Source organism: Vulcanisaeta sp. (assembly GCF_049966235.1).
Lineage (GTDB): Archaea > Thermoproteota > Thermoprotei > Thermoproteales > Thermocladiaceae > Vulcanisaeta > Vulcanisaeta moutnovskia.
The window spans coordinates 179,342-201,698 of sequence record NZ_JBMFVA010000001.1 but is presented as its reverse complement, the minus strand read 5'-3'; the positions used below and the strand labels follow the sequence as shown (position 1 = coordinate 201,698).

The following is a 22,357-nucleotide window of genomic DNA, read 5'->3' as shown; positions in this document are numbered from 1 at the left end:
CCACGATACTATTCAACCATGAAATATTCTTGTCTATTCAATTCTATTTTATATAATGATGTTCGTAATAAATCATCATTATATCTTTGTATACGATACTTCTACTGGGTGTATTTTACACTTGAAGAGAAAGAAATTTAAAAGGTTAATAGTGGTATAACATGATCGATAATGAGTATCGCAAAACCATTAGTTAAGCTTGAATTTAGGGAGTTGAAGAGCAATGATAGTAAGTTAGTAATTGACTTATACAATTCATTAAGTAACGAAAGTATTTATTACAGGTTCAGGGGTTTCTTTAAGGATTTCGAGAGGTACATTGAGTCCGTATTCTCTGACCCGCGTAATATCATTTATGGGGCTTTTATAGGTAATGAACTTGTTGGAGTTTTGGAAGCCGTTTATTTAAGTGATGGTTGTTATGAGATGGCTATTGTAATTAAAGATAACCATCAAGGCAAGGGCATCGGTACAAAACTTGTGGCATATGCCATAAATGACCTAAAGAAAAGAGGTGCTAAGACCTTAATAGCACATACCACACCTGATAATTACAGGATATTAGCCATATCTAGGAAATTCCATGGAATTATAAAGTGCATGTATGAGGAATGCACCACAATATTTAACCTCCAAACCATAAATGTTGACCAGTTCTTAAATTAAGCGCAGCACTAGTAAGCACTTGTGGAGAAAATAGTAATTCTACTTACCGAAACAGCGCTTGAGACGGTACCCAAGGAATTACTAAATGACCCAGTAATAATTAAAGACGCAAGGAGGAGACACAAAGACGCTAGATACCTGATTCTCGATAGGGCTAGACATCATAGAGCAATGATCGATTTACCTAATGCTGAGAAACGAGGAAGACCCGATATACTTCACCAAGCGCTCCTTCTGATACAGGGTAGTCTACTTGCACGTAATAACCTAGTTAAGACATATGTCCATACAATAAATAATTTAGTAATTGACGTTGATCCGGAGATACGTCCACCACGTAATTATGAGAATTTCACGGGTCTAATGAGCCAATTATTCAGGGAGGGCAAGGTACCGCCCTATGGAAAACCATTATTAAAATTTGTGAATGGGATTGACTATATACTGAATACGGAATTAATCGACCGTAAAATACTACTTGATGATGTAAAAGGGAGGGAGATTTCATGGAAATCATTTATTAACTACATTAAGGAGTTCAGGAGACCTTTGATAATGATTGGTGCGTTTCCAAGGGGTTCATTTGAAGAACGCACATATAGACTTGCTGATGATGTTTTTAGGATTGGTAAGTACGTCATGGATACATCCTCGATTTTATGCAGACTGCTAACCATTCTTGAGATCGAGTTGGGTCTTCTTTCTTGAGTTAACTAAATATTTATTAATTCTGACTATTCTATTTAAGATTAAGTGCCTAGTTTATGTGTGGTATTATTGGCATAACATCGTTACCAAATAACCTTAGGGAGCCCATTGGTAAAGTCGTTAGAAAGTGCCTTGAAAGACTTGAGTATAGGGGTTATGACTCGGTTGGTATTGCTGTTATTAAGGGCAATTACATAGAGGTTAGGAAGGGTAAGGGTAAGATCATCGAGGTTAGTACTAGGCTAAATTTTGATGAGGTTGATGGCACGACGGCTATTGGACATACTAGATGGGCAACCCATGGTAAGCCAAGCGATGAGAACGCGCATCCACATACAGACTGTACAGGTAGTGTTGCTATTATTCATAACGGTATAATATCAAATTTCCTAGAACTTAAGGAGGAACTCATTAAGAAAGGCCACGTCTTTAAGAGCGAGACCGATACTGAAGTAGTCGCTCATTTGATAGAGGAGTATCTAAAGCTTGGTTATAGACCATTTGATGCGTTTAAGGCAGCATTATCAAGGCTTAAGGGCGCATATGCATTTGTCGTTACCATATCACAGGAACCCAACAGGCTTTACTTTGCCAGAAATACCTCACCTCTAGTTATTGGTATTGGTAATGGCACTAACTTTGTCGCCAGTGACATACCTGCATTTCTTGAGTTCACAAACACGGTAATTGTACTTAAAGACGGTGAGTATGGATATATTGAGCCCAACAAAGTCTATATTGAGAAGGATGGCGTACCTGTTAATATTGAGGAGAGGATTAGGCTAATTAGTTGGACACCGGAAATGGCAAGCAAGGAGGGTTACCCACACTTCATGCTTAAGGAAATCCATGAGCAACCCTTTGCCATAGGCTCAACATTGGCAGGTATTAATGAAAAGGAGTTTGATAACGTGGTTAATCTCCTCCTAAATTCAAGGAAAATACTAATAGTTGGCGCTGGTACATCATACCACGCAGGCCTCGTTGGTGATTACCTACTTACGACAGTACTAGGCCTTGATACGCATGCCGTAATATCATCTGAGTACAAGAGGTATGTTAATGCCGTTAATGAAAATGATACTGTAATAGCCATAAGCCAATCAGGTGAGACAATAGATACCTTAGTAGCTGTGAGAGCATTGAAGGAGAGAGGCGCTAAGGTTGTTGCCATATCCAATGTTATTGATAGTGCAATACCCAGAGAGTCAAATTACGTACTTTATACAAGGGCAGGGCCCGAAATCGGTGTTGCGGCAACAAAGACCTTTACCACACAATTGGTTATAATGACAATACTTACCTTAAGGGCTGGCATTATCATGGGCAAATTAGACGCTAATGAGTATAGGAGTATCATGGACTCACTTAATAAGTTACCTGGGCTTCTCCAAAATATTATAACTAGAACTGAAGGTAGGGTTAAGGCATTAAGTGAGTATATGAGTAGGAGACAGAACGCGTATTACTTAGGTAGGGGAATTGGTGTTCCGTTGAGTATGGAGGGTGCTTTGAAACTGAAAGAAATAGCTTACATCCATGCTGAGGCGTATCCCGCTGGTGAGAGCAAGCATGGACCCATAGCATTGGTTGAGGAAGGTTATCCCGTAGTCTTTTCGATACTTGATGATGATAATGTAGATCCATTACTCGGTAATGTAATGGAAATGAAGGCAAGGGACGCATACACAATAGGATTCGTACCTGAGAAATACATTGGTAAATTTAAAGAGTTACTAAATGCAGTGCTTGAATTGCCAAATGTTGATTATAGGATAGCTCCAATAATATATATCGTACCAATGCAACTCCTTGCTTATTATACTGCTGTTGCCCGTGGTTATGACCCAGACAAACCAAGGAATTTGGCAAAGACAGTGACTGTGGAGTGATGACCATGGCCTACTCAAGAGAAATTATTGGCGTAATACTTGGTGGTGGTAGAGGCACTAATATGGAACCATTAACGCCTTACCTCGATAAACCACTCATTAAATTACTAGGAAAGCCACTTATTTATTATCCAACAGATAACCTAGTTCGGTTGGGTTTAAAGAGTATATATGTTATTTCTAGAAATCCTGCAAAGATAAGTAATGAACTTGGTCGCTATTTTAATAATATTTCAATAGAGAATGTGGGACAAAAGGGTGATGATATTGATAGTGCATTAAGAATGATAAATGAAATTGTTGGCAAGGGCACAACAATAGTATCGTTTAGTGACGTAATACTACCCCGAGAAGCCTATGAACTTGCATTGAACAGTCATGTGAATTCAGGGAAGCCAATAACTATATTGATGACCCCATTATCAGACCTGCAAGGCTACTTTGAGGTTGAGATAAATGATACTGTCTCAATAAATAAGATCGTAGAGCATAAATCAGGCTATGCATGGACTGGGATACTCATAACTGAAAAGGAATTTCTAATTTCACTACAAGAATTTAACGGAAATATTAACGAAGCCCTAAAGCAGTTCAAAGGCAATATCAATACAGCTTTATGGAGTGGATGGTTTGTTGATGTTAGTTATCCCTGGGACTTACTGAGCGCAATAAAATACTTAATGATTGACTTAAAGGAGACCAGGATTAGTAAGGATGCCGATATTTCACCAAGAGCAGTTGTAGAGGGCTCTGTGATAATAGACGAGGGCGCTAGGATAGACCATGGCGCAATAATAAGAGGACCTGCATATATTGGTAAAAATACTTATGTTGGCAATAATGCGATAATTAGGAACAATACATCACTGGAGGAGGAATCCGTAATTGGCGCTGATGCTGAAATAACGGAATCATTAATTGGATATAGGGCTACAGTGGGTAGGGGATCATTCATAGGTAGTTCGATAATTGGTGATGAAAGTACCGTGGAGCCAGGTGTTGTGACACTAAACGTATTACCAAGTGGCGTTGAGGTATCGCATTTATCACCAGTTATTGTTAAGGGAAAACAGATCGCTAAACTAGGTGCTATAGTAGGGCCTAAGGCTAGAATAGGGGCTAACACCGTAATTTATCCAGGTTCGATAATAGAGCATAATAAATATGTCTCACCATTATCAATATTAAAATAATAAATCCATGACACACCTAGTAATATATACCTCTAAGCAGGATTATACATTGAACCTAGGCGTGGGTATTTACATAAAGCTCAGGTGTGAGTACATGCCATGGTTATGGAATGCCTATGAACTGCTCAATATCGAACCTGAGTATTGCAGTGATGATGAACTAATGATTAAGTACTTAAGTACGTATAGAAAATTACGTGAAGAAAGGAACGTTAAGTTAATAATGAATTTAAGGAATGAAATGATGAGAATTAGGGCTGAATTAAGGAAAAGCTGTAAGGATGAATTAATATGCCTAGCAAATAGGTTGTATGAATATAATAGAGCAGTAAATGCATTATATAAATATTATATGAAGATCCATGAGTTAGATCCCGAAAGAAAATCAAAACTATCCATCGCCTTTAATAAATATAATATGCCCGCAATGGGTCTCAGGGTGTTTAATGAACTATTATACTCATCAAATGAAGAACTAAAGTATCTAACGTTCTTATCATTATTAAACCCAGTAAGGTGGCCGCTACATATTACCATGAATACAAACATAGTACCGTACCTAAACTGGATCCTTATTTACCTAGATGATCATTATATTATCCTTATGGCAAGTCTAAATCGTGCATATGTTATTAGTGATTTAAATGTTAATATAAATGGCGGTAAAGTCACGCTTGATAATGATTATGAAACCCGGTCAATAATGACCACGCATATAATCACTAGAATTGAGTCTGTAGATGGACATGGCGTATTATTCATAGGTAATTGGAGTGATCAGGCTATTAATCTCAACCTTGATTTTAAACCTAGGGAGGGTTCTATTAAAGGTACATCGCTTGATGCAAATATTTCCCAATTAATACCTATAATAATACCACCGCATGACTATTTATCGATTAAATACACCATTTAAATTTTAATGGGATTAAGCTACCCTGGGCGCTAAATAGAATTGTACTGAACCTATTGCAAAATCTATTGTTAATTTCAACGGTTTATTATTATCAAACTCTATTGTCACAGTCTCACTTATTTGCTTCATAGGTTTAATAAAATCGAGGAGTAATTCTACGGAGTACATAGCATCATGTGAACCCTGCACTGAATATTCATAAAATACTTCATCACTACTCGTATATGTTGTTTCAATTGCCTTACCACCCTCGCTCTCGGCCATTATGGAAAAGGCATCTTCCTTAGCTATAAATCTCACGGAGTCAGAAAACTCATTAGCTGAACTTAATACATCAATAAACACATCCATATCCATCCTAATCCTAACAGGGTACTCAAGCTTAGGTTCAGGAACCTCCTCCTCGGCTATATTAATTATTGGAAGACCAAACCTCCTGTAAAAACCACCCTCCCTACCTTTTTTCGTGTATATTGTTACGAAGAACCTATTCCTACTGGTGTCAACACCAAGCTCAACCTTTTCTCTCGCCTTAACTCTCTTTAATATCTTTTTAATCAAGTCAAAGCTTATTCCTATCTTTAGTTCCTTAGTCACTGTGTATTCCTCAAGGCCTGAACCAGGTATGTTTAAAATCACCAGGGAAACCTTGCTCGGGTCTATGGACTTCATCTTAATACCCTCAGAATCAATAATAAGATTCGACTCCTGGAGTAAATTAGCAAGGGCTGTAAATATGTATCTAAACTCCTTACCCTTCGGGAACATTATTCTATAATATTCCTCAGTCTCAACAACACCACCTGCACCGCCCTCTTCGCCCTCACTAACCTCCTCACCCGTACCCTCTGCCTCAACCCCTTCAGTCTCCTCTTCCTCACCTTCTTCACGCTCCTCCCTCTCCGGCTCTTCACTCTCAGCCATAATTAACTGGGATTATGCAATTTTCTTTAAAAGGCTTTCATCGCTTTAATATCAAAGTAATCCTAACAAGGAATTATGGGAAAGAGATAATTGCCTCTTCTCTAAAATTATGCCTAAGCCTAATGCCTTACTTAATGATTGGTATTGATGACACTGATTGGGAAGGTGGTGGATGTACGACATATGTTATGTATTCATTTATAAAATACCTAGTTAGAGAGAACCTTATTAGGAGTGTTATTGGATTACCACGCCTAACCAGGTTAAATCCCTACGTACCATTTAAAACAAGAGGTAATGCATCTTTGTCAGTAATTATTTACGTTGAATCTGAGGATGATGCTAAGGATCATGTTGAGCTCATGGAATCATTAATCAACCAAATGGTTAAGAGAGTTGGTAAGACAAGCCCTGGTATTGCATACCTAGTAATAAGAAATATGCTTAAGGTTGATGAGAGATTAACGTGGTTTTATAGGAAGAGTGTTAGGGATATTGTTACGTTAGACCTCGCACGTAAAGTCGCTAGCAAAGTAAATGCAAAACTTATGGGTGGTAGAGGAACTATTGGCGCATTGGCATCGTTAGGTTTCATACCAATTGATGCCACGTACGAATTCATAGCATATAGACCTGAGGATGAGGATAGGCCCATGATTAATCCCATTGACGTGAAGCACTGGGACCATACAACAAGACCATTCACTTTCTTAAATATAAATGAAGATCAAGTACTCATTGAACCTCATGGGCCTGACCCAGTATTATTTGGTGTTAGGGGTGATTCACCGTATCATGTGCTTGCCATGGGTAATTACCTAGCCAATAAGTATAATGCCATTGGGTGGATCATCTACGTGACAAACCAGGGAACTAACGACCATAGGTCACGAGCAAGCGAATACATCCCTTATAGGAATGTTGATCTTATAGGTATTTTAATGAATGCGGTATTTGATGATAAAGGCCATGTGCACCTTACCTTAGATGATGCTCATAAGGCAATAGCGTATAGACATCTCGGTGTTTCTAAGGAGTTGGCGAATTGTGTGGGATGCATGGTAGAGGTGTGGGGTGGAGTTAAGCCGAATGAGAAACTTGATCTGTATATCGAGGGTATGAGAGTACTCCATGATAGGTATGTCGAGGTGAGAAATCCGAGGTGCCCTAGGTGTGGCGGCCCTATGGAGTCTATGGGAAGATCAGGATTACTACGATGTAAGCGATGTGGATTTGAGGGTAAATTACCGAGAATAATTATACCACGAAATAATTGGTTTCTAATAAATCCGAAAGCAAGTGAGTATAGGCATTTAATGAAGCCTAACGAGAGGGTTGGTCTTGAGGGTCTTGCACTCTATATGCCTAAACCATATTTGTGGGTTTATTGATTACTATAGAGAAAGGTTTTTAATATATCTAATTACGGCACTCAAGAAGCATATGAATGTTGAAAGTATTATAGAGTCTAGGGTTATGAATTCTCTTAGAATTGATTTAAAAGTGAGTAATAACTATGAGGTTAAATTACGACGGCTAAGTAAATTAATTAGGCTCCGGAAATTAATGAACCTTGGATTTTAGGGCCGTTAATAAGTAATCAAGAAAGATTGGTAGTTCATTCTCATGAACCCACAATAATACTGGTAGATCAAGACCCTCATTATACCTATGCCTAATACCGATGGGATACTCAACGATTCTCATTGCGGGAATGTCGTTTTCTGAATCACCCATATACATTATCGGCCCCTTTATGCCCATAAGCTCCCTGAGCCTCATTACAGCATAACCCTTATCGATTTGTATCCCTGGATATATATCTATGAATGGATGACCCCTATACTTAATGACTTTAAACCCTGATTCACTCGCCGACTTAATAATTTGATTAAGAACCTTCATGTTTATTGAACCCTTGGTTCTCCAATCAATTCCCAATCCACCAATCAAATTACCAACACGCTTCACTTCTAAATAAATGCCTTTTAACTCGTTGATACTATTTATGGCATTAATCAGAGATTCAAATTTATCTTGCCATTTAGGTAAATCCTCATGTATATGATGAGACCCTCCAATTCTTATCTCAAGACCATTTGTGCAGGACCACGCTCTGGCAAAGTCGGTTCTTGGGATTAAGAAGTCGCAATCCTTGGTACTTATTACGGCTATTGGTATGTATTTACTTATTTCATTCAGTTTTTCATAAATAGCCACAGGGGGTTTACTCAATTGCCTTGCCACGTCTATTGGCGCTATTGTACCATCATAGTCAGTAAATAACGCAGAAACGTTCCTAAATAAATCGATTTTACTGTTATTGAGCATTACCGAGTTCGTGTAAAATAATAATCTATTTAAGATTTATTTCCTCCACCTAGATCTAAGGTGCTGAATGTACCTTAGTAAGTATGAGGAAGCCATGCTTCATGGTGATTATGGAGATACAATTGCAAGGGCAATGCAGGTCGTAGTTAAGGTCGGCGATGTATTAAAGGCTGATAGGCTCATTGAAATAGAGACAGCGCATATTGCAGGTGTCTCCTACTTAACAATAGGTGATCCAGGTCTCGAGTACCTAGAGGATTTGGCAAAATCCAGTGCTAGATTTCACGTATTTACAACGGTAAATCCTGTGGGCATTGATGTACTTAATGATTGGGGAATAGATAAGGAGTTCATTGACAAGCAATGGAGAATAATAAATGCATTAAAAAGTATGGGCGCTAGTCTATGGCTTACATGTACCCCGTACGAGTACCTACGGATTAGACCAAGGACTTACCATGCATGGGCTGAATCAAATGCAATTGCCTATATAAATGCCGTTCACGATGCTTGGACCGAAAAATTACCGGGACCTTTCGTTGTTTTGTCGGCATTAGTTGGTAGGGTTCCAAGGTATGGGCTATACACACTGAGTGGTAGAGCACCAACGCATGTAGTTAGGGTTAAGGGAGGGCAGGCAATTAATAATCCATTAATCGCGGGGCTCCTAGGTAGGAAAATTGCTGAGGAGGTCGGTGATGGAAAGCCATATCTGGTGGCTAAGTTTGGTGGCAATGCTGTAATTAAGCAATTACTGGCTAGCTATGCAACGTACTCACCCCATGCATTCATGGTAATCGATGGAGTAACACCAAATCATAAAGAGTACTTAGCAATGATGGATAAGCCTGAGGAAATTAATCTAGACATTAACGATATAATTAAGGATTCCGGAGTAGAAAAACAAAATTTTGATGCCATATTTCTCGGGTGTCCCCATTATGGTATTGACGAGGTAATGTCAGTCATTAATTACGTAAGAAGCAAGAGATCCAAAAGGGCTAAAAAGCCCGTTTACATAGCCACAACGCCCTTCGTAATAAACTCACTAAGTCAAGACGAACTTAATCTACTTGAGAATTCCAACATACACTTGGTATTAACCACATGTCCTGTTGTGTCACCTTTCCTCAAAAGCGTTGGGGTTAATACCGTAGCCACGGAGTCAGTTAAGCAAATGTATTACTTACCTAAGATGATTGGCATTAATTATATAAGCTGCAATGGCATTAAGTGCCTAGACCTTGCATTTGATGAGTAAGGGGTGATACTCATTAAGTACGTATCCTTTGATATCGATGGAGTCCTGGTTAATTCGGAGAGCAGGTTAAGGCTTTGCCTTAGGCCTAATAACGAAGTTGATTGGGATTGCTTTCTTGATTGCAAAAAGCTGTTCATGGATAAACCTAAACCAAGGATTATAGATATTCTTAAACAGTTAAGGAATAGGGACTTCGGCATAATAATCGTTACAGGTAGGAGAGAATCAATGAGGGAATGCACAATAAATCAATTAAGGAGATTTGGTGTGAATGAATTTGAGGAATTATTTATGAGACCTGATAATAATACTGACCCCGACCCTATTTATAAGTCATGGACAATTAAGAGCTTATTGAGAAGGTATGAAATATTGGTTCATTTTGATGATAATGCTGATACTGTATCAACTTTGGTAAGTAATGGTATTGACGCTGTGGTAATATCATAGTGATTAACAATGATTAAGATAGGGGTATTAAGTATTAGAGGCGCAATGCCTTATTATGAAGAATTGCCATTTAACCTACGTATTAATGAACCAAGCATCATTAAGGATCTTGATATGTTAATATTACCACCTGGAACCTTGGTGGAGTCCCAGGTATTGCAACGTTATAATTGGATTGAAAAGGAAATTTGGGAATATGCTGAAAGGGGTGGGCTTACCATAGGTGTTTGTTCAGGTACTCAATTATTGTCAAGAGCCGTAAATCTCAATGTTAGAGGGCTACCTGGGTACTCTAAGGGACTTGGCATCCTAGACGCTATTTTTGAACCATTAATTGTTACAGGACCTGTGAGGGTTAGTATCGTTAATGAATCATGGGTAACCAGGAATATTGTAAATACTGAATTAAAGGGCTGGCAAGCACATACATATGGTAGAATGAGGATTCTATCGGATAATGTGCAGGTCGTTGGAGTATCGCAGGTGCCAAGGTATAATTATAGGAATGCCGAGATTAACGTACCTACATTAATCATATCACGCAAGTACAACGTATTTGGTACCATGGTTCATGGATTACTAGGACCTAGATCTCCAATAACGAGGAATATACTTAGTGAAATTGGGGTTTATAATGAAAATGAAATTTCTAATTACTACAGAAGTTACCGCGAGAATGAATGGATGAGTAGAGAAGGTGGTAATCCTGGAATGAGCACTAGAATAATCACCGTCGTGTCCACAATGACTGGCGAAGGTAAGACATTAATAACAAGTGCATTGGCCTTCTGCTTAAGCAGGGCTGGTTATTACGTAGGTATTGCCAAATTGGCAGGTGATATTAGGGACTTACACCCAAGTCTCTATATCCTTAATAGACCATTTAAGCCATGGATGAGCATAAAATTAAGGTGGGGAAGTAAATCACTTGGTTGGATCAACTGGAAGGAGACACTGAGTACAGTCAGGAGTATTGGATTAGATATATTGATTATTGAGGGTGTTATGGGACTCTTGACAGGCTCATCTAGAAGATATAAGCGTGGCTTTTCATCCACATTAGACTTCATAAGGCAAACAAACACTGATACTGTGTTGATAGTTTCCGCGAACCTTGATGGTATTGAGGGTGCATTATTCAGGTTAAGATCATACATTAACCTGTTAATTAGGAATGGTAAAAAACCAATCCTGACAATTCTTAATAATGCATATGATGGCACCCATGAAAATAGAGAATTAAGGAAATTCGAGAGATACGCCAATAGGTTAAGCATACCGTTTGTGGTGGTTAATTCATTGGCCATATCATCAAAACCTGAGGAGTTAATAGATCTTGAGGATTATAAGGACTCAGCAATCAATATTTCAAGTATTTTATGTAGCGCCTTAATTAATGCATTAGGTAAATCACGGTTATTATAGATAAGTAATCGTTAATCCAATGAATTACGATGTCAGGTATAACATTTCTCGTAGAGATAAATACAAGGCCTGCTATTACCCCGTAAATAAATATATAACTAAGCGTGTAAAGAACCGATAATAGATTATTAAGTCCATAAACGGCAAGGTAAACTGGCACATGCGCCGCTGTGAAGTAAATGGCACTTATTATTATGGCGGGTAATGAAGTAATAATGCTTACGGAATCATGCCTTGGCAATAATCTACTAAGTATGAACCCTCTAAATACGAATTCCTCACTAACTGCAATTGGATATAATGTGTAAATAAGGAGAGGCATGTTTACTGATGGTATTTGAGGTAACAATACCGTGAGAGGCAGTAAACCACTTATTAAAAACCATATTACTGCTAGAATTATCACCACTGGTATTGTAAGTTTGCCGAATAATGGTACCCAGGATAGACCAAGTTCATTACGTAATTTATAAGTTCTCTGTCGATAAACAATAAATAAGACCGCAATCACTATGTACAGATATGGAGCAAGATCCCCAAGTAGGTATGTTGATAGGAGACTTATTGGATTTTTCATGGCGTTACTTAATGTTTGCGTAATTGATGAAGATATGGCATAATGGGTGTTTGTTAATATGTATGGTTCGTACGTAATAAATACTGGAATAACTATTGCAATTAATAATATTGTTGGCCAAACAATATCGCCCAGGTATTTACTCATCATTAATTGTCTAACACGTTTTACTTAAATAATTCACTCACACGGGAAAGTGTAGTTGTGATTCATAGTATTTGAGGCAAGGGAGGCGGCGGTTTAATAAGTTAGTTATTATATCTAGAGTTTGTTAAGGCAATGAGGAGTAAGGAGGATGAGGAAGTGGAAGAGATTGAGGAAGAAGAATTTGAAGAACGTGAGGAGGAAGAAGAGGAAGAGATCACCATAAAGGCCGAGACGCCACAAAATACGCCACCATCAATAGTACTTACTGTAACATATGATGGAAAGATGGGAAAAGCCCTCATTAAATTATACGATCCTGTCAATGATAGGATCTACTTTTGGTATGACAATACCGGCCATAAACCTTACTTACTAACTAATGTAAAACCTGAGGAATTAACTTCAAAGTTTACAAAGGTAATTCTTCATCCAGGGTTTAGCAATATTGAAGCTGTTGAGAAATATGATCCGTTAGATGATAGGAAGGTGGTGCTTACGAAGATAAATGCTAAGGACCCACTGAGTATTGGAGGTAGGGCTGACTCAATAAGGGAATTATTACCAAGGACTTGGGAATCAAGAATTAGATATCACCTATGTTACATATATGATAATGAGATTATACCTGGAATGTTTTATAGAATTGAGGATGGAAAGTTAGTACCAGTACCTATTGAGATACCTACTGAGATTGAGGGATTCATAAATAAATTATACGTAAATGATAGGGAGTTCCTCGAGGAAGCAAGGAGGTGGATACCGCTATTTCAAGCACCTGTACCGAATATTAAGAGATTATCCCTTGATATCGAAGTATTCACACCGCAAGAGAATAGAGTACCTAACCCGAGGGAGGCTAATTACGAGATTATAGCCATAGGTCTCGCTGGAAGCGATGGATTGAAAAAGATACTTGTACTTAGGAGACCAGATATAGAGTTAAGACCTGAAGAGCTTGAGGATCTCATGTATGATGATGTTGAGGCGGAGTTCTTCGATAGTGAGTATGATATGCTGAAGGAATTATTCTCAATAATCCTGCAATACCCAATATTAATTACATTCAACGGTGATAACTTTGACCTACCCTACATATACCATAGAGCCTTAAAGCTTGGTTTCAAGAAGGAGGAGATACCAATAATACTGAGGAGAAATGAGGCTTCCACAGCCCTTGGAATACATATTGACTTATATAAGTTCTTCAACATTAGGGCAATTGAAGTATACGCATTTGGCGGTAAATATAGGGGTATGGATAGAACACTTGACACCATAGCCCATGCAATAATAGGTATGTCGAAAATAAGTAGAGAGAAAACCGTATCGCAAATGAGCTACGTTGAATTAATAAATTATAACTTTAGGGATGCTTTTCTGGGACTTTATCTAACGACATACGATGATAACCTTGTATTAAGATTAATAATATTAATGTCAAGAATATCCAAAACACCACCAGATGACCTAGTTAGGAGCCAAATATCTGCCTGGATAAGGAACATGCTTTATTACGAGCACAGAAGGAGAGGTTGGTTAATACCGGAGAAGGAGGACATAGTCAAGGCTAAAGGGGACATTGCCACTAAGGCAATAATCAAGGGTAAGAAGTATGCAGGTGCCATAGTTCTTGAACCAATCCCAGGCATATTCCCAAACGTTTACGTACTAGATTTCGCAAGTATGTATCCCTCAGTGATAAAGCGGTGGAACATATCATACGAAACCGTTAAGTGCCTAAATGAAAAGGAACAAAATAATAAGCCAATTCCAGAATTACCTCACTGGGTATGTAATGATAGGAGAGGATTAACCGCCCTTATCGTTGGACTATTAAGGGATTTAAGGGCTTATGTATATAAGAAATTGGCGAAATCAGCACCAAGCGAGCTATTAAGGAGCTATTATAATGTTGTACAAAGCGCTTTGAAGGTTTTCATAAATGCATCATACGGCGTACTAGGAGCTGAGGTATTCCAATTATACTGTCCACCAGCTGCTGAATTAACAACGGCCCTCGCTAGGTATATACTATCTAAAACCGTATTAAAGGCGCTTGAGCTTGGGTTAGTACCAATCTATGGAGATACCGATAGTCTCTTCATATGGAATCCTGATGAGAATAAACTTAGGGAATTAATTGGATGGGTGGATAAGGAGTTTGGTATTGAGATTGAGCTCGATAAAGTCTATAGATTAGTTGCTATGAGTGGTAGGAAAAAGAATTACGTTGGTATACTACAAAGCAGTGAGTTAGATATAAAGGGATTAGTTGGTAAGAAACGAAATACCCCTGACTTCGCTAAGGAGGCTTTTAATGAAGTTCTAGGTCTTCTCTCGGATATACAGGGTCTTGAGGATGTTAGTAAGGTTGTTGAGGAGGTAAGAAGTAGAGTTAGGGACTACTATAGAAAACTGCAAAGGAAGGAGATACCACTTAATAAATTGGCGATAAGGACCGCACTTACTAAGCCTCTTGAATCATATACAAAGAATACGCCACAGCATGTAAAGGCTGCGTTGCAATTAAAGAACCTGGGTTATAAGATTGGGCCTGGCGATATAATAATCTACGTAAAGACCACAGGTAAGGATGGAGTTAAGCCGATCCAGTTGGCTAGGATTGATGAAATTGATCCCAATAAGTATATTGAGTACCTAAGGACCTCGCTGGAGCAGGTTCTTGATGCGTTCGGGATTGAGTTTGAGGGTGTGATGGGTTCGTCAATAATAGATAATTACTCGTGATATTTTATGAAACTACTCCTCAAGAAATTCTTCACCTTCCTCCTCACCCTCAGGTGCAAGTGATGATAATATGTTATTCACCACTTGGTTTATAACGTCATCATTTATGTAGGGCATTATTACGACAAATCTGTCGGCCTCCATATCCTCACCCATCCATCTATTGCTATATATTATTTCGTAGGTTGGTATCTCAACCTCGGCCTTATTACCAACCCTCTTAACACCGAACTTCTCGACCTTCTTATAAAGCTCCTTACTCAGCGGTAGATTTAGACTTATTGTTTGAGGAACCTTAAGAACTATGAAGTCTGATTCATCGGGGTTCCACTTATCTAATAGTTTCTTCACGTAATTCTTTACTGCATCCGTTAGGTTGGACTTAACAATCTCCTTATTGGCTATACTCTCATTCTCTATATAAATAGCTATATTCTCGCCCTCCTCAGACATACTCAACAATTACTATACCTGGGATTATTAATAAAGCTTAACTTTTCCCTGCTATTAAAATGATAACCAAAAGAATCAACGCCCAGTAGAGTTACTTAAGGACCTAATTACGATAACTATCCTTTCTATAGCAGTGATATTTGTTAATAAAGCGAGGAGAGCTAGGCCATACACCATCACCGCGTTTATGCCCGTAATTATAAATATGAGAAGAATGAGGAGAATAATAATTAATCTTTCCTCCCTTTCAAGGAGCCCAATACCCATCATTTTAACGCCAAGTGCCTCCGCCCTAGCCCTAGCATAGCTGGTCATTAATGAACCCAGTATTGCAAGTAATAATGAAATAATACTCAATAAGCCCCTATCACTGGCTATCCAAATATCAATAAGTGCTATAAAATCAACATACCTGTCTAATGTTGAATCCAAGAATGCACCGAGTTTGGAGGTTCTTCCCCAATACCTGGCAATTAAGCCATCGAGCATATCAAGTGCGCTTGCTAGGATTAATAATACAAATGTTAATATGTATGCCCAATAATGATGCAGCCCCATTAAGTAGGGTGTTGGTAATGCAATAATTAGGGATAATATGGTTAATATATTGGGATTTCGAGGCATAATCTTCGCAAGACCTTTTTCAAGAATATCCTTGCCTATCCTTTCCACCTTATCCTTAAGTTTTCCCAGAACCACAATCAACACCGCAATTAAAAACCTCTTTAAGGATTGAGGATATGAAATCCCTGGCCTTTAACCAAAGCTCGATGGTCTCTGGCCTTAGCCTATACATCTTAGACCCATCGCTCATGAATGTCTCCACTAAACCATCTCTCTCCATTTTATAAAGCACAACATAAACACCAACGTTTGTTATGCTAATGCTAAAGCGTTCCTTAATTTCCTTAGCTATCTCATAGCCATACATTGGCCTCTCCATTAATAGTTTAACTATGTAAATCCATAGATTCTCCTTGGTCAACTTAACCATGAGCCTATTGAGCGCCTTTTGGCTCATGTGCTCTCGGAAATAGACATTTATTTAACAATTTTATAATGCTAACCTAAGTCTTAATACATACGCGATGCTCGTATTACATAAGCTAATAGAGAAAGATTTAATAACCCATCACTTACATAGTCTCGATGTCGCTAAAGGGAACTACATTCCTAGAAAGTGTGTTACAAACACTAAAGAGAGCTATAGAGCTAGGTGGATATCCACAGGAGACCTATGAAATCCTGAGCAGGCCTCAAAGAATAATAACCGTTAGCATACCCGTTAAGATGGACAATGGAAAAATGCAAGTATTCACGGGTTATAGAGTGCAGCACAACAATGCCCTAGGACCCTACAAGGGTGGAATAAGGTTCCATCCCGAGGTTACACTCGAGGAGGACATAGCACTGGCAACAGTAATGACCTTTAAGAACGCACTAAACGGCTTACCATATGGTGGAGGCAAGGGCGCTATTGCGGTTGATTATAAGAAATTGAGTAAGAGGGAACTTGAGGAGTTAAGCAGGGGCTATGCAAGGGCATTAGCACCCTTCATAGGTCCCGAAGTTGATATTCCAGCACCTGATGTTGGTACAGATCCTCAAGTAATGGCTTGGATGGTTGATGAATACAGCAAAATAGCTGGACACAACGTACCTGGTGTATTCACGGCTAAGCCAGTCGTTTTATGGGGCAATCCAGTTAGGGAGTACTCCACTGGTTTTGGTGTGGCTGTTTGGGCCAGGGAGGCAGCCAAGAAATTATGGGGTGGTATTGAGGGTAAGACCGTGGCTGTCCAGGGATTTGGCAACGTAGGTTACTGGGGAGCATATTGGCTGGAGAAGATGGGTGCTAAGATCGTTGCGGTAACAGATAGCAGGGGTGGTGTTTACAATCCGAATGGCCTTAAATTAGCCGAGGTTAAGGCGGTTAAGGATAAAACAGGTACGGTGATGAACTACGACACATCTGGAACTAAGAAGGTAACTAATGAAGAAATTCTTGAGCTACCAGTCGATGTATTAGTACCTGCGGCATTAGAAAACGTTATACATAAGGGTAATGCTAACAACATAAAGGCAAAGCTAATAGTTGAGGGCGCAAACGGCCCGACTACAGCAGATGCCGAGAAGATACTACACTCAAGGGGTGTTTGGATATTGCCTGACCTAGCAGCTAACGCTGGCGGTGTTGTGATGTCATACCTAGAATGGGTTGAGGACCTGCAGTGGTACTTCTGGGATGAGGAGGAGACAAGGAACAAACTAGAGAGAATATTGTTAGATGCATTCAATAGAGTGATGAACAGGTGGAACAAACTAGGTACAAGCCAGGTCACAATAAGAGAAGCAGCATATGTGGAGGCTGTGGACAGGATCTACAATGCAATGAAGGTTAGGGGCTGGATCTAAGGAAAATCAATATTGAAAAATAAAATCAATATTTTAGTATCTTTACCTTTTATTTTATTTTCATAAAATATTTTATGAAAATAAAATATTAATTGAAGTAAGCCTACTATTTTATATAAACAAGACAACCTTATTATTAAATATTTAATAATAAGAAGGAGTATGATGATGAGAGAACAAGATCGTAAGGTGATTATAGATAAGGTAAGTGGAGATTTAATGATACTTAGGTATAATGACAATGAAACAAATTACTTCGAGGCTTTGTGGGAAATACCTGAAGGAGTTACGTATAATGCATATTTACTAATTGACAATGACACAGTAATACTTTTTGACACGTGGAAGAGGGGTCTAGAGAATGACTTCCTCAACGCCTTAAATTCAGTAATCGATATCCGTGACTTAGACTATGTGATTATTCATCACATGGAATCGGACCATAGTGGTTCAATAAAGGCCCTGTATGACAAGAACTCGGACATTACCTTCATTGGACATCTCATGGCTAATAAATTAATAAGAAACCTTTATGGGATTAATCCCAAATTTAAGGCCGTTAAAGATGGCGAAACCTTAAGCACGAAGAATTATCAGTTAACGTTTATTCACGTGCCGTGGCTCCACTGGCCCGAGACCATGTTCACATACATACCTCAAATAAGGACTTTATTGACTTGTGATGTCTTTGGTGCGTACACAATACCTAAGTCAATATTTATTGATGACTTAAATGATGATTACATATCATCAATGAGAAAGTACTTTGCAAACATTATCGGGTTTTACAGGGATAATGTAACCAAGAACCTTGATAAGGTATTAACAATGACAGGAGGCAATATTGACATAATTACACCTGCACATGGTGCTGTGATTAAGGGTAATATTGTGAAAAGATACATAGATCTTTATAGGGAGTTTGCACTTAAAACGCCGGTTAATAAGAAAATAGTGATTACATACTCCTCAATGTATGGTTTTGTCGATAGTATAATGAACCACATAACTCACGTACTTAATGAGTGGGGATTCAATGTTAGTGTTTATAGGTTTACAGATAAGGAGAGAGCAAGTATTGGTGATTTAATTGGAGACGCCAATAATGCACTTGGTATAATTCTTGGAGTATCCACATATGATACTGAACCATTCCCACTAATGGACTACGTAATTAACCTATTAATAAAGAAATTAAAAGGAGGAAAACCAATACTGCTAATAACGGACTACGGCTGGGGTGACGTCGTACTTAAACACGTAAAGGCAAGGCTTGAGAAGGTGGGCTTCACTATAATAGATGCAATAAGCGTAAACGGAATACCAACAAAGGAAGATCTAAACAAAATAGATATAGCACTGCAAAACTTCAAGCAAGCAATGGTCCAATAAAAATATCACTTGGTAAAGTCAAGAAAGATAGTTAATATTAAAATCCAGGAACAAAAACTTAAAAAGCCATAAGCCTCACTCCTTACCAGCCGCCGTAGCTCAGCCCGGTAGAGCGGCGGGCTGTTAACCCGTAGGTCCCGGGTTCAAATCCCGGCGGCGGCGCCAAGTTTTGTTTTGGCCCGTGGCCGTGTTACAAACCAATGTTTTCCTGTTGTATGTTTTATACCTACCCGTTATAATGATTAGAGTGGTCATTTACCACTTATGTGGTTCTGCTTCGCCTGTGGCTATTGTCTTTAATCTTTCTATTCCGTTTATCCTCCTTACTATCTCAACTACGGACTTTGGTACTAATTCCTCCCACCTTGAGTCGTCTTTCAGCATTAATTCTCTGATTCTTGTGGAGTTGTATTTCTGTCTGTCGTAGAGTGGTTGTTGCCTTACCTCAATTCTTGCCTCCCTAAGTAGCATGGCCACGAATGGATTTCCCGTATAGGCTACCTGGAATGGTGGTACGTATGACCTTAAGTAACCGAACCATGCCGCGTTATTCTCAATGTTGGGTATTGGCACAATGATTATTCTCGATAAATCAACACCGCCCTCCCTTAAAGCCTCCCTTAACATCCAAATCCTCTCGCCAATTGTAAACGGATCCTTAATTATGTAATTGAATTGTGCTGAACCAATCACTATTATTAACTCATTAATTTCATTAAGTATATCCCTTATGGCCCAAACGTGTCCCCAATGGGGTGGTTGAAATCTACCAATGAAGAGACCCCTAATCATTGAGCCCATAAGCACATTTAACTAGTGGTATTAAGCTTTTAATTGCATAGGATCGTAATATTACTTTTACATTTATTTATTAAGAATTCGTTAGTTGACTAATATCATAAATATAGTTAAACTATATATTAGGATAGTATTTAAATAAGTGTGCATTAATTAGAGGCGTATGAGCGAAGAGGTTAAAGAAGTAAAAATTGAGACAAGTGGTAAGGTTATTCAAAGTCCCTGCGGGCCCATAATTCATGGTCTTGAAGACGTACTGGTAAAGACCACTACAATAAGTGATATTGATGGCAAGAATGGCATTCTCTGGTATAGGGGCTACAGAATTGATGAATTGGCTAAGTACTCAACGTTTGAGGAGGTAGCATACTTAATACTGTATGGTAAATTACCTAACAGGAAGGAACTTGAGGACTTTAAGGCATTACTAGCCTCGTACAGGGACTTACCCAGTGAGGTCTATTCCGTAGTAACTACACTGGGTAAGGTTAAGGCGCATCCAATGCTTGCCCTTGAGGCTGGTGTGGCAGCTTTGGGTGCATTTGATGAGAACCCGAGTGATTATAGTAAGGAGGCTAATCTCAGGAGGGCTATCAAGTTAACGTCGGCACTACCAATAATGATGGCGGCGCATTACAGAGCAAGCAGGGGTCTGGACCTAGTTAAGCCTAGGAAGGATCTAAGTCATGCCGCTAACTTCCTCTATATGATGTTTGGGAAGGAACCTGATGAAACATCAACTAAGGCAATAGATTTATACTTGGTTCTTCATATTGATCATGAGGTACCTGCTTCAACATTTGCAACACTTGTGGCGATATCAACATGGACAGATCTGTATTCTGCAATCGCGGCGGGCATAGCTACATTGAAGGGACCACTTCACGGTGGTGCTAATGAAGCCGCCATGAAGCAGTACCTGGAGATTGGGAAGCCCGAGAGCGCTAGACCATATGTGGAGAAATTACTTGCTGAGGGTAAGAGATTAATGGGCGTGGGGCATAGGGTGTACAAGGCGTACGATCCAAGGGCTAGGATATACAAGGAGCTCGTGAAACAATTAAGTGAGGCTAAGGGTGACATGACTTGGTATAGGATTGCTGAGGAGGTGGAGAAGGTTGTCCTTGAAAAGCTAGCCCCTAAGAAATTATATCCAAACATTGACTTCTGGAGCGGCATAGCCATGTACCTACTCGGAATACCCTACGAATACTACACACCAATATTTGCGATGTCAAGGGTAGTTGGATGGTCTGCACATGCAATAGAGTATCTAGATCAACACAGGCTATTCAGACCCAGGGCGTGCTATACAGGACCTCATGATGTACCTTATATACCCATTGATAAGAGATAGTAATGCTTCCTCGTTATAAAAAGTATTAAAAACGCTTATTTTCATTAAATCTTCGGTTTCAATGAACGGTGTTGAATTGTTAGAGGAATTGAAAAGTATGCGCAATAACCTAAAAGGCTTAGCCGCTAGGGCCGTAATTAATTATATAATGACAGAACTTAATGAGATTAATTCAATAAGTGAAGAGGAACTTAACAATATATTGTCTAATGCATTGAGTCTCGTAGAGATTGAGGAAAATGATATTCATAGAATTAAGGAATTTATTAGGAAAAAGATGATGCATTCATGAACTTTGTTTATCTGATTAAGTGGAAGGATTGTCTCAATAACGTTATTAAGGAGAACCGTACGAGCATAGTTAATAATAGTGATAACGGCATGCTCATAACCACAGACGATGATACTGACTTAATAAATAAGGCAGTGGATAACGGCTGTACAGCATATGCCAGATACTATAGGTTTAGGCTGATTAAGGCAGGTAATCTAAATGAGGTTTTAAAGATCATTAGACCTCTTGATTTGTGGATTGAAAATAATGTGCTTAATATGGTTATTAATCCATTAAGGCTCAGTACACTTGACCTTGCTAGGATCCTTTACAGATTAAACTTTGAGTTGGAGTTAATAAGTGAGGATGATGTTGAATATACGAAGTAACGAGTAAAGGGAAAATTCTTATGTTTAAATGAGGATATAAT

At 38.8% G+C, this 22,357-nt stretch carries 22 protein-coding genes and 1 tRNA gene; 16 read left to right on the top strand and 7 right to left on the bottom strand.

The annotated features are described in order from the left end of the window. Window positions 1-171: 171 nt before the first annotated feature. Genes ACP5L5_RS01095 through ACP5L5_RS01075 form a run of 5 tightly spaced genes read left to right on the top strand, consistent with a single transcriptional unit; the run spans window position 172 to window position 5,375 of the window. Window positions 172-666, top strand: coding sequence for an N-acetyltransferase family protein (locus ACP5L5_RS01095; protein ID WP_428761008.1), 495 nt, complete (start codon window positions 172-174; stop codon window positions 664-666). Between the two features lie 21 nt (window positions 667-687). Further along, complete coding sequence (locus ACP5L5_RS01090) at window positions 688-1,374, top strand: ribosome biogenesis protein (RefSeq protein ID WP_428761006.1); 687 nt, start codon at window positions 688-690, stop codon at window positions 1,372-1,374. A 56-nt stretch (window positions 1,375-1,430) separates the two neighbouring features. After that, window positions 1,431-3,266, top strand: coding sequence for a glutamine--fructose-6-phosphate transaminase (isomerizing) (gene glmS, locus ACP5L5_RS01085; RefSeq protein WP_428761005.1), 1,836 nt, complete (start codon window positions 1,431-1,433; stop codon window positions 3,264-3,266). After that, window positions 3,266-4,459, top strand: coding sequence for a sugar phosphate nucleotidyltransferase (locus tag ACP5L5_RS01080; RefSeq protein WP_428761003.1), 1,194 nt, complete (start codon window positions 3,266-3,268; stop codon window positions 4,457-4,459). Before glmS ends, ACP5L5_RS01080 begins: the two co-directional genes overlap by 1 nt. A 7-nt stretch (window positions 4,460-4,466) precedes the next feature. Next, a complete protein-coding gene (locus ACP5L5_RS01075) occupies window positions 4,467-5,375 on the top strand; it encodes a hypothetical protein (RefSeq protein ID WP_428761001.1) in 909 nt (302 codons plus the stop codon). A 12-nt stretch (window positions 5,376-5,387) separates the two neighbouring features. Here the strand turns inward: ACP5L5_RS01075 and ACP5L5_RS01070 are convergent, their stop codons facing one another. Further along, window positions 5,388-6,299 (bottom strand): DNA polymerase sliding clamp, encoded by a 912-nt coding sequence (locus tag ACP5L5_RS01070; protein ID WP_273303622.1) that lies wholly within the window; start codon window positions 6,297-6,299, stop codon window positions 5,388-5,390. 122 nt (window positions 6,300-6,421) lie between these two features. On the opposite strand from ACP5L5_RS01070, the gene ACP5L5_RS01065 reads away from it, so the two are divergent. Continuing rightward, a complete protein-coding gene (locus ACP5L5_RS01065; RefSeq protein WP_428760998.1) occupies window positions 6,422-7,690 on the top strand; it encodes a TiaS agmantine-binding domain-containing protein in 1,269 nt (422 codons plus the stop codon). A gap of 172 nt (window positions 7,691-7,862) precedes the next feature. Here ACP5L5_RS01065 and ACP5L5_RS01060 read toward each other — a convergent pair whose 3' ends face one another. Next, the gene (locus ACP5L5_RS01060) at window positions 7,863-8,630 is read right to left on the bottom strand and encodes an HAD-IIB family hydrolase (RefSeq protein ID WP_273303625.1); all 768 of its coding nucleotides are present in this window, start codon (window positions 8,628-8,630) and stop codon (window positions 7,863-7,865) included. Window positions 8,631-8,697: 67 nt separating this feature from the next. Here ACP5L5_RS01060 and ACP5L5_RS01055 point away from each other — a divergent pair, with 67 nt between their 5' ends. From ACP5L5_RS01055 to ACP5L5_RS01045, 3 genes are read left to right on the top strand one after another with little or no spacing between them, the layout of a single operon-like run. Further along, a complete protein-coding gene (locus ACP5L5_RS01055; protein ID WP_428760996.1) occupies window positions 8,698-9,891 on the top strand; it encodes an aconitase X catalytic domain-containing protein in 1,194 nt (397 codons plus the stop codon). Between the two features lie 3 nt (window positions 9,892-9,894). Then, window positions 9,895-10,341 (top strand): HAD family acid phosphatase, encoded by a 447-nt coding sequence (locus tag ACP5L5_RS01050; RefSeq protein WP_428760994.1) that lies wholly within the window; start codon window positions 9,895-9,897, stop codon window positions 10,339-10,341. A 9-nt stretch (window positions 10,342-10,350) separates the two neighbouring features. Beyond that, window positions 10,351-11,766 carry a hypothetical protein gene (locus ACP5L5_RS01045; RefSeq protein ID WP_428760992.1) on the top strand — a complete coding sequence of 472 codons (1,416 nt, stop codon included), beginning with the start codon at window positions 10,351-10,353 and terminating at the stop codon, window positions 11,764-11,766. Here ACP5L5_RS01045 and ACP5L5_RS01040 read toward each other — a convergent pair. Next, complete coding sequence (locus ACP5L5_RS01040) at window positions 11,735-12,493, bottom strand: lysostaphin resistance A-like protein (RefSeq protein WP_428760990.1); 759 nt, start codon at window positions 12,491-12,493, stop codon at window positions 11,735-11,737. The genes ACP5L5_RS01045 and ACP5L5_RS01040 overlap by 32 nt on opposite strands. Before the next feature lie 129 nt (window positions 12,494-12,622). On the opposite strand from ACP5L5_RS01040, the gene ACP5L5_RS01035 reads away from it, so the two are divergent. Further along, window positions 12,623-15,238, top strand: coding sequence for a DNA-directed DNA polymerase I (locus ACP5L5_RS01035; RefSeq protein WP_428760989.1), 2,616 nt, complete (start codon window positions 12,623-12,625; stop codon window positions 15,236-15,238). 12 nt (window positions 15,239-15,250) lie between these two features. On the opposite strand, the gene ACP5L5_RS01030 is transcribed toward ACP5L5_RS01035, so the two are convergent. From ACP5L5_RS01030 to ACP5L5_RS01020, 3 genes are all read right to left on the bottom strand, one after another. After that, window positions 15,251-15,691 (bottom strand): DUF2286 domain-containing protein, encoded by a 441-nt coding sequence (locus ACP5L5_RS01030; RefSeq protein WP_013603653.1) that lies wholly within the window; start codon window positions 15,689-15,691, stop codon window positions 15,251-15,253. Window positions 15,692-15,766: 75 nt separating this feature from the next. Continuing rightward, window positions 15,767-16,390, bottom strand: coding sequence for a CDP-alcohol phosphatidyltransferase family protein (locus tag ACP5L5_RS01025; protein WP_428760987.1), 624 nt, complete (start codon window positions 16,388-16,390; stop codon window positions 15,767-15,769). Next, the gene (locus ACP5L5_RS01020) at window positions 16,371-16,712 is read right to left on the bottom strand and encodes a PadR family transcriptional regulator (RefSeq protein WP_428760985.1); all 342 of its coding nucleotides are present in this window, start codon (window positions 16,710-16,712) and stop codon (window positions 16,371-16,373) included. Before ACP5L5_RS01020 ends, ACP5L5_RS01025 begins: the two co-directional genes overlap by 20 nt. A gap of 128 nt (window positions 16,713-16,840) precedes the next feature. Between ACP5L5_RS01020 and ACP5L5_RS01015 the strand changes: the two genes are divergently transcribed. From ACP5L5_RS01015 to ACP5L5_RS01005, 3 genes are all read left to right on the top strand, one after another. After that, window positions 16,841-18,106, top strand: coding sequence for a Glu/Leu/Phe/Val family dehydrogenase (locus ACP5L5_RS01015; protein WP_048056801.1), 1,266 nt, complete (start codon window positions 16,841-16,843; stop codon window positions 18,104-18,106). Window positions 18,107-18,271: 165 nt separating this feature from the next. Next, window positions 18,272-19,498: an FprA family A-type flavoprotein gene (locus ACP5L5_RS01010; RefSeq protein WP_428760983.1), complete on the top strand. Its 1,227-nt coding sequence runs from the start codon at window positions 18,272-18,274 to the stop codon at window positions 19,496-19,498. Between the two features lie 88 nt (window positions 19,499-19,586). Beyond that, window positions 19,587-19,663 (top strand) — tRNA-Asn (locus ACP5L5_RS01005). Between the two features lie 90 nt (window positions 19,664-19,753). Here ACP5L5_RS01005 and ACP5L5_RS01000 read toward each other — a convergent pair. Beyond that, complete coding sequence (locus ACP5L5_RS01000; RefSeq protein WP_428760982.1) at window positions 19,754-20,290, bottom strand: nicotinamide-nucleotide adenylyltransferase; 537 nt, start codon at window positions 20,288-20,290, stop codon at window positions 19,754-19,756. A gap of 169 nt (window positions 20,291-20,459) precedes the next feature. Here ACP5L5_RS01000 and ACP5L5_RS00995 point away from each other — a divergent pair, with 169 nt between their 5' ends. From ACP5L5_RS00995 to ACP5L5_RS00985, 3 genes are all read left to right on the top strand, one after another. Next, on the top strand, window positions 20,460-21,653 hold the full coding sequence (locus ACP5L5_RS00995; protein WP_428760981.1) for a citrate/2-methylcitrate synthase: 1,194 nt from the start codon (window positions 20,460-20,462) through the stop codon (window positions 21,651-21,653). A gap of 61 nt (window positions 21,654-21,714) precedes the next feature. Then, the gene (locus tag ACP5L5_RS00990; RefSeq protein WP_013603660.1) at window positions 21,715-21,945 is read left to right on the top strand and encodes a hypothetical protein; all 231 of its coding nucleotides are present in this window, start codon (window positions 21,715-21,717) and stop codon (window positions 21,943-21,945) included. Then, window positions 21,942-22,316, top strand: a complete 375-nt coding sequence (locus ACP5L5_RS00985) for a hypothetical protein (protein ID WP_428760980.1) — start codon at window positions 21,942-21,944, stop codon at window positions 22,314-22,316. Before ACP5L5_RS00990 ends, ACP5L5_RS00985 begins: the two co-directional genes overlap by 4 nt. Window positions 22,317-22,357 lie beyond the last annotated feature (41 nt).